Origin of the sequence: Lyngbya confervoides BDU141951 (assembly GCF_000817775.3) — a bacterium.
In the GTDB taxonomy this organism is placed as follows: Bacteria; Cyanobacteriota; Cyanobacteriia; order Thermosynechococcales; family Thermosynechococcaceae; genus Lyngbya; species Lyngbya confervoides.
Map to the genome: position 1 here is coordinate 96,126 of NZ_JTHE03000116.1, position 12,924 is coordinate 109,049.

Below are 12,924 nucleotides of genomic sequence, written 5' to 3' on the forward strand. Positions count from 1 at the left end.
CATGACTTCTGTGACCGACTGCTTTGCCCACCTGCGCGATCGCGGCGAATGTGCGCTAATTCCCTTCATTACGGCGGGCGATCCCAGCCTAGAAATAACGGAAAAAGCACTAAAACTTCTGGACGAAAGTGGCGCGAATTTAATTGAGCTGGGGGTGCCCTACTCCGATCCCCTGGCAGATGGCCCGGTGATTCAGGCGGCGGCCACACGCGCCCTGCAGCGGGGCACCCATTTAGACCAGGTGCTGGCCATGGTTCAGCGCCTCAGCCCCCAACTGCAAGCACCGATCATTTTATTCACCTACTACAACCCCATCTATAAACGCGGATTGACGCCCTTTTTTCAGGCCATTGCCCAGGCAGGAGTGAAGGGTTTGGTGGTGCCGGACTTGCCCTTGGAAGAGGCACAGCCGCTTCTGGAAACCGCTGCCGCCCACGGCATTGAGGTGACTCTGCTGGTGGCGCCCACCAGTTCCCCGGAGCGGATTAAGAGGATTGCCGCCCAATCCCAGGGCTTTATTTACCTGGTGAGTACCACCGGCGTCACCGGGGTGCGATCGCAGCTAGAAGCGCGGGTGCAAGATTTACTCCATGGGCTGCGGGAAGTCACCGATAAGCCCATTGGGGTTGGATTTGGCATCTCCCAGCCCGAACATGCCCAGCAGGTGCGCCAGTGGGGGGCCGATGCGGCCATCGTGGGCAGCGCCTTTGTTAAACGTCTAGCCCACAGCGACCCAAACCAGGGACTGGCCGAGGTTCAGGCATTCTGCCAATCCCTCAAGCGATCGCTCCAGCAGGAATAGCGCCCCGGCTGGCCCCTAGCAATGGCCCCTGGCGCTGGCCTCTACAGGGCCTCCTTAGGCCAGGCAAAGGCCTGGGTAATCCCCTGCCCCGTGGTCCCCTTTACCCAAGGCGAGGTGGGGTCGGTTTTTCCCGAAGGTTTCACCCGATCGGGGTCCAGCACCGCCCACTGATTCGCCTCGCTGGTTACCACCAGATACTGGTTTTGCTCAGGAATGGTTAAGGCCACGATTTCATCGCCCCTTTGCCGCTGGATGAACTGGGTGCCCAGGTCGCCGGGATGGCCCTGGCGCAGAATATTCAGGGGGAAGCGCTTCACGTACCCCTTGCGAGAGACCAGCAGCACCGTCTGATCCGGTTGGACTGGTGCGATGCCGACAATATTTTCCTTTTTCAACAGTCGCAGGGCTTTATTGCCCTGAGCGGTACGACCGAGAACCGGCACCTCTTCCTGGGGGAATCGCAGCACCCGCGCGGTGGAGGTGGCAATGACCAGATCGCTGGGGGCATCCATCTGGATCACCCAACCTAGGGCATCTTCCGGCTGCAGCTTGATACAGGTCAGTCCGCGATTGGTCATGTCGCTAAACTCCGAGGCCGGGAGAGCCTTAATCTTGCCGCGCCGGGTGAGAAAAATATACTCTGACTCATCCTGAAGGTCAGACTGGAGAAAGTAGGTGCAAATTTGCTCACTCTGCACAGAATCCGGCAGAGCCGTAATCAGGGGCGCCCCGCGATCGCGCCCCGTGCTGCGGGGTAAGTCCTGCACCGTCCGATTAAAGGCTTTGCCGTTACTGGTAAAGACCAACAGCTGATCCTCCGGCTCAGCCAATTGCTCAAAGAGGACCAGATCGCGCTGGTTATCTGTCAGCTTCAGGGTGGGCGTTAGGGAAGCTTTTCGCCGGGATCGGCTGTTCGCGGCCAGGGTCCGCACGTAGCCCTTTTGCGTAATTTGCACCGTCATCGGCTCAGATTGGCCCCCTTCAACCGGGATCACCGGCTGAGCCGATTCACCCTGGATTTTGGTGCGCCGAGGGTTCCCAAAACGCTTCTTGAGATCGCGCAGATCCTTTTTCAGCTGCTTGAGGAAGGTGGGGCGATCCTGGATTAGGGTGTCGAGCTGTTCAATTTCCGCTCGGAGGGTGGCAAACTCCTGCTGGAGATTTTGCCGCTCTAGCCCGGTGAGCCGTCGCATGGGCATTGACAGAATGGCCTCGGCCTGGCGATCGCTCAAATCCAGATCGTGCTGCAGGGTTTCCTTAGCAGTACCGCCATCGGGCGCATGACGGAGAATATCAATGAGCTGATCGAGATCGTCTAGGGCAATGAGTAAGCCTTCCACCACGTGGGCACGTGCCTGCGCCTGCGCCAGCTGATGGCGATATTCGCGCTGCAGGGTGGCCTCGCGAAACTGTAGAAACTCCTCTAGCACCCGCTTCAGGGGCAGTTGCAGTGGCTGTCCCTCCACAAGCGCTAGCATGATCACCCCAAAGTTAGACTGGAGCGGGGTTTGACGAAACAGCTGATCGAGAATCACCTCGGGCTGCGCATCCCGCCGCAGCTCAATCACAATGCGCATGCCATCGCGATCGCTCTCATCGCGCAGGTCGGAAATCCCCTCAATCTTGCCTTGATTGATCAAGGCAGCAATTTTTTCCAGGAGCGAAGCTTTGTTCACCTGAAACGGCAGCTCCGTCACCACAATGGCAGTGCGTCGATGACGCCCCTTCCCCGGCTGAACCTCCTCAATTTCCGTCACTGCCCGCAGGGGAATACTGCCCCGTCCAGTCAAGTAGGCCTCTTCAATTCCCTTCGTCCCCAGGATTTCTCCACCGGTGGGAAAATCGGGACCGGGAATATGATTCATCAGGTCCAGTTCGGAAAGGGTGGGGCGATCAATCAGGGCAATCAGCGCATCGACCACCTCTCCCAGGTTGTGGGGGGGAATATTGGTGGCCATGCCCACCGCAATGCCGGAGCAGCCATTGAGCAAAAGCGTGGGTAGCTCCGCAGGCAGCACTGCCGGTTCTTGCTGAGAGTTATCGAAATTTTCGGTAAATTCCACCGTCGCTTCCCCAATGCTCCTCAGTAGCACGGCATTGGCCAGGGGAGAGAGGCGAGTTTCGGTGTAGCGCATGGCCGCCGGGGGGTCGTCATCCACCGAGCCAAAATTACCGTGGCCATCCAGGAGGGGATAGCGACTGGAAAACTCCTGCACCATGCGCACGAGGGCATCGTAAACGGCTTGATCGCCATGGGGATGGTATTTACCCAGCACATCCCCCACCACCCTGGCGCATTTGCGAAAGGGGCGATCGGGGGTCAGGCCCAGCTCGTGCATGGCATACAAAATCCGCCGATGCACAGGCTTTAGGCCATCACGCACATCGGGCAGGGCACGCCCCACAATCACGCTCATGGCATATTCCAGGTAGGATTGCTCCATTTCGGTATGCAATGCAGTTGGAATGACGTTCCCTGCCGAGAGAAGGTTAAGTTGTTTGGCCATGAGGAGTTTGCAAATGCAGCAGCAATGAAAAACAGGAGAGGTCTATATTTCTTCACTAGGGGGTAGGATTCCCTCCATGGTGAAGGGAATCCCCACCGGGAAAAGAAAGAGCGCCCCAGAATCCCGTCCTTGATTTGTGAAAAATTTCCGCAAGACCGTCCAGGACCGCCCAAGGCAGTGAAATTTTTACAAAAGTAAACGTCGCATTCCGCATTCCGAAAGGCCTCCCACTGTGGAGGCAACTTCGGCTGATTAAATCCTGCGCCCATGCTTGACGTAAGGGGGTGATTCTCAAGCCTCACAATAGATGCACCATAAAGGAAGCGGTTCCTTTTATCAACCAGGCAGACCCGTGGATCCACCAGACAGACCGCCACCGGCTTCTCAATTAAAAATCTAAATCAGCCTTGAATCGTTTTGCATCCGTCAGGGCGATACCATGAAAAGATGCTTGCTTTGTCGTACATCTGTTGATTTGCTTATGAATCCCGCCGGTGGTCCCCAACAAGGGAGTGAGAAGAGCCTGGAAGCCATGCGTAAGTTTGCCGAAACCTATGCGAAGCGGACGGGAACCTATTTTTGCCAGGATCTTGGCACCACAGCTGTGGTCATCGAAGGACTGGCCAAACACAAAGACGATCTCGGGTCTCCCCTATGTCCCTGTCGCTATTACGAAGACAAGGAGGCTGAGGTGGCATCCGCCTATTGGAACTGTCCCTGCGTCCCCATGCGAGAGCGCAAAGAATGTCACTGTATGCTGTTTTTGACCCCAGACAATCCCTTTGCCGGCGACCAGCAGGAAATTACGGTGGAGGAAATTCGCCAGGAAACAAACCGATATTAACCCAGCCCAGAGCACCAGAAAGGACTAGGGTTGACCAAGGGCCATGGATCTAGCCGAACATCCTGGGTTTCAGCAGGGGCTTCGGGAGTTTAGGGCGGGGGAGTTTTATCCCTGTCACGATAGCCTGGAAGCGGTTTGGATGACCGCCGCCGAACCTGACAAAACCTTTATTCAGGGCATCCTACAGATTGCGGTGGCCTGCTATCACCTGGGCAATGGGAATCGCCAGGGGACGTTGATTTTACTGGGTGAAGGCCTGAAGCGACTCCGGGATTATCAGCCGGACTATGCACAGATTGACGTGACGGCACTGGTGCGATCGAGCGCAGTCCTGTTGGGTCAAATCCAGCAACTGTCGGATGGAGATCTCCCCCAGGTGTGTGACTGGGTCAGGGGAGACCATCGGCATTGGCCTCTGGTGATTGCCCCCTCAGGTGCCCCCCCGGCGCCCATTTTGCTGAACTTGCCGGTTTTGAATGGGCTTTAGGGTACCTTAGAGGGCGGATAAAACCTGGCACTGGCGCTTTACACTAAAAAATTAGGCTTTAGACAAGCAAGCTGATGTTGTCGTTAGATGGGAAGTTTTAATGCCCTTTGAACTGTTGCGATCGCTGGTGTGGATGGACTATCGCCTCGCGGTGGTTTTTACGGTGCTTTGCCCCCTGGGGCTGCTGATTTGGGCGTTTGTCAAAAATGCCCAGGCCATTTCAACGCTGCTGATTATCTATTGGCGCGTGGCCAGCCTGCTGCTGATTACGGTCTACCTGCTGATGACGGGCAATGCGGTGGGGCTCATCACCGGGCTGATGGCGCTCCTCTTGATTCCGCTCACCCTGTGGTTCTGGGCGGATCTCAATGAGGAAATCGAGGACCAGCGCGGCTGGCTGAAGCTGATCTTTGCGGCCTGGCGCTGGGCCACAACGCTTTACTGCATCGGAGCGATCCTGGGTCAGATCTCGACCCTGAGCTGCGTTTTTTCGGCAGTGGCACGGGCGAGCGATCGCTGTCAGCTGTGGTTTCAACCGGCCATCGGGTTTGGCAGCATCTTTCACAGTGATTTAGGCAGCACAACCGTGTCCAACCGCTTAGAGTTTGTCGCCTTCATCGGATTGGTGTTCTACGGGCTGTACTTCCTCAACTTTTTAACCCTAAGATTATCGAAGAAGGGACGATCGGCCACGGGGTTTTAGCTCTCTAACGGTGTCCCTGCATCCAGGCCTTGAAGACTCCCCATCCATGACACAGTCCCCCGGCGATCGCCTTGAGCAATATACCCTGGCCCACCCCGATGAGGTGTTTTTAGTGCAGGCGGAGGTGGCGGGCGAACCCGATGAGGTGATCATTTTTCGAGGATTTTCCAGCTCCCTCATGCAGCCCACCGCTTACGATTTAGAAGTGCCGGTGCTGCCCCAAGGCGCCAAGATTCAGCGCGTCGATCACCTCCGAGGTCCCTACGATCCCAGAAATCCCCAGCCCATTCAGGAAAATCTTTCCTGGCCCCAAACCCATGCGTTTCTTATTTCCCAAGGATTCTAGCCGACGCTTCCGGGTGCTGGCGGGGATTGGGGCGGCTCTGGTGGGGCTGCTCGGGGCCGTTGCGGCGGGAGAGGTGGCGGTAGAAGCGGCGGACCTGGAAACCGTGAAGCGTCGGGGCTATTTCATTGTGGGGGTGAAGGAGAATCTCCCCCTGCTGGGGCTGCGGCAACCGGATGGCTCACTGCAGGGCTTTGAGATTGACCTGGCCCAGGCCTTATCCCAGCATATTTTAGACAGCGCCACCCCGCCGCAATGGGTGCCGCTGCTCAATCAAGATCGTCTGGCCAAGGTGATGTCAGGGGAGGTGGACCTGGCGATCGCCAATTTGACGCCCACGGACGCCCGACGCCGGGTAGTTGAGTTCAGCTTACCCTACCTATCTTCCCGCACCGGGTTTATCACCACTGTGCCTGCGCCCCTCCGCTTCGCGGATCTGGCCCGGCTGCGCCTGGGGCTGTTGCAGGGATCTGTGGCCATTGGGCGGGTGCGGGCCGCTTTTCCCCAGGCCACCCTGGTGGGCCTTGACACCTATGAGCAAGCGCAGCAAGGGCTAGAGCAGGGCACCGTTGAGGTCTTCGCCGGCGATGAGCTGATGCTACGCGGGTGGTTGGCCCCCACCCAAGCGCCAAGGGCATCCCTGACATCGGGCCGGTTGCTGCCCGTGGGACTGGGGTACGATGCGCGGGCCATTGCCCTACCGAAGGGGCTACAGTATGAAACCCTGCGGCAGGCGGTGAATCAGGGGCTGCGATCGCTAGAGCATGAGGGACGATTGCAACAAATGCGTAAAGAATGGCAGCTTCCACCGCTTGCCGCAGCAAGCCTTGATAGGCTAGAGGAGGATTAACGTCCTGGATAACTTGGCCGTCAGCTTATTTGTTGGATTATGGATCAGCCACTGATTTCTCTTTATCTGCTTATCCTGCTGGTACTACTAGGGGTCACCGCCTGGTTTGTCCTCCGGCAGATTCTCAAGACCCGACGGGTTGAGAATAGCCTGTCTCGGCTCCAGAACAAATTAAGCGAAATCCAGGGAACCACCCAGGAATATTTCGAGGTGGGCAGCATTTTGCTCACGAAAAAGCTCTACTCCCAGGCCGTCAAGCAGTTTCAACTGGCGCTCAAGGCGGCGGAAAAGGAGCAAGAGGAAAATACTGCCCCAATTTACAATGCTCTGGGCTATGCCTACTTTGCCCAAGCCCAGTACGACCTGGCGATTCGGCAATATAAGGAAGCGGTGAAGCAAAACCCGGATTACGTCACGGCCTACAACAACATGGGCCATGCCTACGAAAAAAAGAATCTCACGCAGCAAGCCCTGGAAGCCTACGAAACGGCCCTGAGTCGAGATGCCAAGAATGCCACGGCCAAAAAGCGATCGGAGTCTTTGCGCAAGCGCTTGGTGGTGACTTAGACCCATGCCCAGTTCTCTCATGTACGATGACGAAGAGATGTTCGTCGTCCTGGAAACCAATCAGCCGGAGGTTTTTCTCTCGGCGGACGAGCTGCGCCAGAAGTTAACCCAGATCCTGGCCTCCCGGCAGGAGGATTTGCCCAGGGATTTGCAGGCTATTCCCGCGATCGCGGAACAGGTGACCCACCTACTGGAAACCTCCTGCGAGCTGGACATTGGTCCCGATGGATATCTGCAGTGGTACGTGGTGCGAACGGATAAATGATGCGGATCAGAAATCTATCACCTCAGATCTATCAATCATCCGTCCCCTGAATCTGGGACCAACTCCGGGGAAGTAGAGGAGGCCAACAGCTGACGCAGTTCCAGGGCCGGGGCATAGTCTTTCTGATAGGACAGCGCCAGATCGACGTACCGTTGGGCTTCAGCGTGCTGGCCTAGCCGGTGGTAGCTCCAGGCCAGCGCACAGGCTGGAAAAACCTGCATAAAGTCGACCGGGCAGGGATCTTCTTGATAAAACTCGCCGGACTTTCCAAATTCCAGACAGGCTTCAAAATAGCTCTTTGCCGCGAGGGGAAATCCCAGCTGCATCATCAACTCTCCGGCCAGGTAATTAAGGGGAGGAAAGGTGGGAAACCATTCAAGTCCGCGCATACACAGAAGCCGAGCGCTTTCTAAATCTTCTTGCTCAAGGGCTTGAGAACCCAGGGCGTCTAGGATTGTAGGAATCCAAAACAGGCTTTGGGGAGGATGGCCCTCTAATAAGTTGGGGGTCAGGCGATCCAGAATTTCTTGATAACAGTCTTGGGCCTTGGAATGCTGACCTACTTTGATATATTTACGGGCTAGGCAGTCTAAGCGCCAGAGATCGATGCTGCCTTCATGACGCATTTGCTCCAGGATGGGGATATCGCGGGTGCGGTTTTTTAATCGAATATTCTCATCGCTATTTCCATGGTGCTTGATATAGGCTCCTTGTAGCTGACGCTGAAGGGGCTGAATCGCATCGGGAAAGCAAAGCTGCTCATGGTAGCGCCCCTGAAACTGCATCCCCGGAATGTTACGAAATAGGCGCAGGTGATGGCCACCCACAATTTCAGCGGCCTCAAACAGGTCGTGGCGAATCACTGCAAATTGGTTCATGGGGGATACGAGTTGCTGACGCCAGTTTGGATCTTGAACGACCCACTCTTCGTCTGCGTCTAACATCAAAATCCAATCGCTGTTGACCAGAGAAAGGGAATAGTTGCGTGCCGCTGCAAAGTCATTACACCACTCGAAATGTCCGACCGTAGCACCGTAACTTTTAGCTATTGCAAGGGTTTCATCCTCAGAGCCGGTATCCACCACCACCAGGCGATCGACGTGATCTTGGACGCTCTCTAAACAGCGCCGCAGATTCTGGGCTTCATTTTTAACGATGCAGCAAAGGGCCAGGGAGGGTGGATTGCAGGTTAGCAATGGAGGCATTTTTATCTGGAAAAATAAAATATATCTGCTTGTATGCTTATAGTGAGCGATTCTAGCGGCTCACTCTACAGATGCCACTGTTTTGTGGCTAATGGCGACCCAAATCGTCCAATCAAAATGTCGTGTATTCGCTGTGATTTGGGCAGATTAGGTGTATACACTGAACTTTGAAATCGGTGTTATCGAACAGAAAACTAGTGGGTAAAGTATTTCTGGGAGCGGAAGGAACACACTTCACCCACACCACTCAACATAAAAAGAGCGAACAAACATGAAAACTGAATTTACCGCGAAGTATCTCCAGCACCTGAACAAAAAGAACAAAGACGGTGGTTTTACTCTAATTGAATTGCTCGTTGTGATCATCATTGTGGGCGTACTGGCTGCAATCGCCCTGCCTAGCTTTTTGAACCAGATTGGTAAGGCTCGCGGTTCTGAGGCAAAATCTTCTCTGGGAACCATGAATCGCTCCCAGCAAGCCTACCGTCTAGAAAATAGCGCCTTTGCCAGCGCCTCTTCCCTTTTAGATGCCAAAATTACTTCTAAATTCTACTCCTATTCTGTTGCAAGCTCTGGGCCAAACTTTGCAGTTCATGATACTGCTCCCCAGCAAACTGACTTGAAAGATTACGCTTCAGCAGTTCTGCAAGGCACTAATGATTCGTTTACGCAAGTCATTTGTGAAAGTGGAGATGTTGCCGGTGCAGCTGCGAATAACACCGCTACAGCATCTAACGCAGCCGCATGCACAGCTGGCAAGGAAATTGACTAGTCCATAGACGTTGCTTGCTTAAATAATCTGTCTTAGAGGGTATTTGAAACTTACATTCATTATACTGTCCCCCTAAATCCCCAATTCCAAGGGACTTCAAAACTCAGTTTCCTAAGGGGCAGGCAGGGGGGCAGCATAGAGTCTGGAGACACCTTTCAAACACCCTCTATTTCAACGTTTATACGTCACTAGCTTAGCTTTAAGCATGAGAGGACAAATCCCTTCCTCTCATGCCTATATCAATATTCCACCGGACTAAAAGAAATCAAGCCTCGCTTTTTTGTTTCTACTGCAAAGATATAGCTCTTAAAGTAAGGAAGCTTAGTTTTTTATAACTGCTAAACTGACTGATGTTTTAGAATTCGTCGAAAATTGGTGCTTTTAATTTTCCCAAATCACCATACACATGTCCAAATTCAAAATTGATTTTCTGGTTATTCAACCAAAAATCGCCAACACAAGTCCTATTTAATTTTTAGGAAATCCTGTTCTTAAGAGCTTAACAGAACAGATTTTAAAGAACGCAATGCCTACAGACTACAATCGGGACAATCGCAGGGTAATCGCATCTTAACAAATTTGACAAATTCAAAAAGGCGTGAACCAAATAGGGAGAAACACTTTTAGACATTCTATATACTTTGCCCCAAGAGCAATCTTTACAATAGCGATGCCTTAGGTTGAGGATTTTGATTCTTGACCGTGACCTCAAAGCTTTACCCAATAGGCACTTTAGTTTGTCAATGATACAGATCACAAAATTAGATGCGATTACCCTGGGGACAATCGTACTATTAAAGGTTATTTTTATACTCAGAGATCAATCTGGTCTTTGTTTTTATCAACACTCCGGACATTTTTGAAAACAGGACCTGAAACCCTTGATTTTACGTTGGAGCTAAAACGCTGAAACCCTTATTCTGCCGTTCAAAGCTTAAAAGTGTCCGGACTATTGTTTATAAAGAACACATTTTTTGCATAGAAATTGTGGAGATTCAGAAACTCGACAGTCGTCTTAGAACTTTCACACATAGTGGGGAAGCAGTATTCAAACAAGAGAGTAGGACTTTGCAGTGCGGTCTTTCTACTGGGCATCAGCAAAGTGCATTTACGCTCATTGAATTAATATTTGCAATAGTTATACTTGGTCTACTATCTGCTATTGCTTTGCCTAGCTATCTGAATCAAGCTGCGAAGGCGAAAGGATCAGAGGCGAAAAGCACAATTGGGAGCATTAATCGAATCCAACAAGCCTATAGATACGAAAATAAGCAATTCTCTTCGAGTTTAAATAGCTTGGGCAGCTATGGGTTGAGAGTATATCCAAAGAACTTTTCATACACACTTTCAGGTCTTGCAAATTCTGCCACAGTTAATGCCGACCCTATACAAACAGATCTAAAAGTTTACTCTGGAGGAGTAGTTTTAGGTCTGAATGATCAATATTTAAATGGTATTTGTGAAAGTATAAAATTTGAGGGAAGCCCTACTGAAAATGCCGCTCAAATCAGTTTAATTGGTGGATCCTCTCCCTCTGTATCCTGCACAGATGGTAAACTGGTTGAATAGATAAATCTTGCTACACTAGCAAAAATTCATCAACTGGCTTCGAAGAATTATGAAGTGGCACTCGAACGTTTATGATCTCCTGTCTCAGAAAAAGTATTCTTCACTAGTTGAATTTTATGAAAAATTAGTTGGAGATAAATCAGCAGATATAGAAACTTATATTCACCTGAGCTTATCTTATCTTCTCAACAATCAAGAAGAAGATGCTCAGGCAATTTGGCTATATATTCTCTCAGAGACTGATCATGCTGACATAGAATATTTTGTAAATAATTTGGCAGCCATTTTTGATGAAGAAGCCAAAAGGCTAACAGAGAGTCATGAGTACACTCATGCATGGGTAATCAGGCAATATATTCGTGAGCACAAGCCTAATTTTCTGAGCAATCTTATCGAACTTATATCGTTATCAATTAAAATCGAATGCTTCTCCTTAGATTATTTAGAAGAATGGTGCATAACTGAGCTTATTGAAAATCATCCTGAAATAAATTCAATTGAGCTGAGATTAGTCGACATTCTTCTAGAATTGTGGTCTTTCCCCGATCCAAAGATCATTCATTTCTCGAGGATTTGCTTTTCTAAACTTAGCAGTTTAGACACAGTTCTTCCGAAGCTTATCAGTAAAATTGTTTACATTGGAGAAGAACAGGAAAATCCTACATTTGCTGCAGACTTATCCGAAGAACTGATAACAGTCTTCCCTGAAGACATCAATGTACTGAAGGCGGTTAGCCGATTTAGCCATAACTCGAGAAGATATAAGCGATCTGTCGAAGTCTCAAAAAAACTATATAGTAAAAGTTCAACACTCTCTTTGCAGTTCATTAGTAACTACCAAATCTTAAAATCTCTTGCATATTCTGGCTCATGGCTAGAGATTCTTCCCATCGCTCAGCTTCACAAGGAGTTAATGCTTAAAATCTTTAACAACGTAAGTAGCGAAGAGGATTGGGAGCTTAAACATTTATTAATTGCAGCAGGTGCTTTTTTATCATATTTACAAGATGATCTCGAAGAAAATCGGAGTTTTCACAATAAGATAGGTAATTTATTCCAAAAGAATCTCCGACCGTTAGCACTGAAAAAATCAGGTTTTAACTATTCTTCGCGAAAAAAGATCAAAATTGGGTATATTGCCCATACACTAAGACGACACTCGGTTGGTTGGCTCAGTCGGTGGTTATTTGAGCATCATGACAGAGAAAAATTTGACATTTCAATTTATTTTATTAATGAGAGTCTTGAGGATGACTTTTATGCGAATTTCTTTAAATCAAAAGCTGATTCCACTTACAGTTGTGGATTAGAAGCTCGAGAAATTGCCCAGAGGATTCAAGACGATAAAATTGATATTTTAGTCGATCTTGATAGCGTCAGCTTAAATATTACCTATGAAGTCATGGCTCTTAAGCCTGCCCCAATTCAAATTACTTGGCTTGGATGGGATGCACCAGGTTTATCTACGATTGACTATTTTATAGCAGACCCATATGTTTTATCTGATTCTGCTCAGAAATATTATGTAGAGAAGATATGGCGTCTTCCACATTCTTACGTTGCAGTGGATGGTTTTGAAGTGGGAATTCCCACTTTACGTAGAAGCGATCTAAACATTGATATAGACTCAGTTGTTTATCTAAGTTCGCAGGCAGGAGCAAAGCGACACCCTGAAACTGCATCTTTACAGATGAAAATAATAAAGCAGGTTCCTAACAGTATTTTTCTCATAAAAACAGTTGGCGATTCCGAAACCATAAAGGATTTCTTCATCCATATCGCTCAGCAAGAAGGTATAAACCCTAATCGGTTAAGATTTTTTCCCTGGGATCCAGATGAATATACCCATCGAGCCAATTTGTTGATTGCAGACGTGGTGCTGGACACTTATCCCTACAATGGAGCAACAACGACCTTAGAAACCCTATGGATGGGTAACCGTCCCAGGGTCGAACGAAAAAATGAGCGTTTTAGGGTCGCCAGTCGATTAAGATACAGAGCATGAGTTCT

13 protein-coding genes are annotated in these 12,924 nt (G+C 50.5%); 11 read left to right on the top strand and 2 right to left on the bottom strand.

All coding sequences use genetic code 11. The features are described from left to right. Nucleotide 1 precedes the first annotated feature (1 nt). A complete protein-coding gene (trpA, locus tag QQ91_RS20675) occupies nt 2-802 on the top strand; it encodes a tryptophan synthase subunit alpha (protein ID WP_166278051.1) in 801 nt (266 codons plus the stop codon). A gap of 41 nt (nt 803-843) precedes the next feature. Here trpA and QQ91_RS20680 read toward each other — a convergent pair whose 3' ends face one another. Then, on the bottom strand, nt 844-3,309 hold the full coding sequence (locus QQ91_RS20680; RefSeq protein WP_166278054.1) for a DNA gyrase/topoisomerase IV subunit A: 2,466 nt from the start codon (nt 3,307-3,309) through the stop codon (nt 844-846). A gap of 481 nt (nt 3,310-3,790) precedes the next feature. Between QQ91_RS20680 and QQ91_RS20685 the strand changes: the two genes are divergently transcribed. The 7 genes from QQ91_RS20685 (at nt 3,791) to QQ91_RS20715 (ending at nt 7,368) form a co-directional block, all read left to right on the top strand. Further along, on the top strand, nt 3,791-4,153 hold the full coding sequence (locus tag QQ91_RS20685; RefSeq protein WP_166278057.1) for a ferredoxin thioredoxin reductase catalytic beta subunit: 363 nt from the start codon (nt 3,791-3,793) through the stop codon (nt 4,151-4,153). A gap of 43 nt (nt 4,154-4,196) precedes the next feature. Then, nucleotides 4,197-4,640, top strand: a complete 444-nt coding sequence (locus QQ91_RS20690; protein ID WP_166278060.1) for a DUF309 domain-containing protein — start codon at nt 4,197-4,199, stop codon at nt 4,638-4,640. A 100-nt stretch (nt 4,641-4,740) separates the two neighbouring features. Next, nucleotides 4,741-5,343, top strand: a complete 603-nt coding sequence (locus tag QQ91_RS20695; protein WP_166278063.1) for a DUF3177 family protein — start codon at nt 4,741-4,743, stop codon at nt 5,341-5,343. 46 nt (nt 5,344-5,389) lie between these two features. Next, on the top strand, nt 5,390-5,689 hold the full coding sequence (locus QQ91_RS20700) for a DUF7734 family protein (protein WP_166278066.1): 300 nt from the start codon (nt 5,390-5,392) through the stop codon (nt 5,687-5,689). Continuing rightward, entirely contained in the window at nt 5,661-6,536 is an 876-nt protein-coding gene (locus tag QQ91_RS20705) for a transporter substrate-binding domain-containing protein (RefSeq protein WP_166278069.1), read from the top strand. The genes QQ91_RS20700 and QQ91_RS20705 overlap by 29 nt, the downstream gene beginning before the upstream one ends. Before the next feature lie 39 nt (nt 6,537-6,575). Then, nucleotides 6,576-7,103 carry a tetratricopeptide repeat protein gene (locus QQ91_RS20710; protein ID WP_166278072.1) on the top strand — a complete coding sequence of 176 codons (528 nt, stop codon included), beginning with the start codon at nt 6,576-6,578 and terminating at the stop codon, nt 7,101-7,103. A 4-nt stretch (nt 7,104-7,107) separates the two neighbouring features. Further along, a complete protein-coding gene (locus QQ91_RS20715) occupies nt 7,108-7,368 on the top strand; it encodes a CRR7 family NDH-1 assembly protein (protein ID WP_166278075.1) in 261 nt (86 codons plus the stop codon). A gap of 35 nt (nt 7,369-7,403) precedes the next feature. Here QQ91_RS20715 and QQ91_RS20720 read toward each other — a convergent pair whose 3' ends face one another. Next, the gene (locus QQ91_RS20720; protein WP_166278077.1) at nt 7,404-8,573 is read right to left on the bottom strand and encodes a tetratricopeptide repeat-containing glycosyltransferase family 2 protein; all 1,170 of its coding nucleotides are present in this window, start codon (nt 8,571-8,573) and stop codon (nt 7,404-7,406) included. Nucleotides 8,574-8,844: 271 nt separating this feature from the next. On the opposite strand from QQ91_RS20720, the gene QQ91_RS21700 reads away from it, so the two are divergent. The 3 genes from QQ91_RS21700 (at nt 8,845) to QQ91_RS20740 (ending at nt 12,919) form a co-directional block, all read left to right on the top strand. Then, nucleotides 8,845-9,345: a type IV pilin protein gene (locus QQ91_RS21700; protein ID WP_166278080.1), complete on the top strand. Its 501-nt coding sequence runs from the start codon at nt 8,845-8,847 to the stop codon at nt 9,343-9,345. Between the two features lie 987 nt (nt 9,346-10,332). Next, nucleotides 10,333-10,914 carry a type IV pilin protein gene (locus QQ91_RS20735; protein WP_166278083.1) on the top strand — a complete coding sequence of 194 codons (582 nt, stop codon included), beginning with the start codon at nt 10,333-10,335 and terminating at the stop codon, nt 10,912-10,914. A 49-nt stretch (nt 10,915-10,963) separates the two neighbouring features. Continuing rightward, entirely contained in the window at nt 10,964-12,919 is a 1,956-nt protein-coding gene (locus QQ91_RS20740; protein ID WP_166278085.1) for an O-linked N-acetylglucosamine transferase, SPINDLY family protein, read from the top strand. Nucleotides 12,920-12,924: the final 5 nt, after the last annotated feature.

Bases quoted from the DNA above. Each gene is read 5' to 3' on its own strand.
- QQ91_RS20720 (WP_166278077.1), bottom strand. From the start codon at position 8,573: ATGCCTCCATTGCTAACCTGCAATCCACCCTCCCTGGCCCTTTGCTGC.
- QQ91_RS20695 (WP_166278063.1), top strand. From the start codon at position 4,741: ATGCCCTTTGAACTGTTGCGATCGCTGGTGTGGATGGACTATCGCCTC.
- QQ91_RS20690 (WP_166278060.1), top strand. From the start codon at position 4,197: ATGGATCTAGCCGAACATCCTGGGTTTCAGCAGGGGCTTCGGGAGTTT.
- QQ91_RS20685 (WP_166278057.1), top strand. From the start codon at position 3,791: ATGAATCCCGCCGGTGGTCCCCAACAAGGGAGTGAGAAGAGCCTGGAA.
- QQ91_RS20715 (WP_166278075.1), top strand. From the start codon at position 7,108: ATGCCCAGTTCTCTCATGTACGATGACGAAGAGATGTTCGTCGTCCTG.
- QQ91_RS20705 (WP_166278069.1), top strand. From the start codon at position 5,661: ATGCGTTTCTTATTTCCCAAGGATTCTAGCCGACGCTTCCGGGTGCTG.
- QQ91_RS20740 (WP_166278085.1), top strand. From the start codon at position 10,964: ATGAAGTGGCACTCGAACGTTTATGATCTCCTGTCTCAGAAAAAGTAT.
- trpA (WP_166278051.1), top strand. From the start codon at position 2: ATGACTTCTGTGACCGACTGCTTTGCCCACCTGCGCGATCGCGGCGAA.
- QQ91_RS21700 (WP_166278080.1), top strand. From the start codon at position 8,845: ATGAAAACTGAATTTACCGCGAAGTATCTCCAGCACCTGAACAAAAAG.
- QQ91_RS20680 (WP_166278054.1), bottom strand. From the start codon at position 3,309: ATGGCCAAACAACTTAACCTTCTCTCGGCAGGGAACGTCATTCCAACT.
- QQ91_RS20700 (WP_166278066.1), top strand. From the start codon at position 5,390: ATGACACAGTCCCCCGGCGATCGCCTTGAGCAATATACCCTGGCCCAC.
- QQ91_RS20710 (WP_166278072.1), top strand. From the start codon at position 6,576: ATGGATCAGCCACTGATTTCTCTTTATCTGCTTATCCTGCTGGTACTA.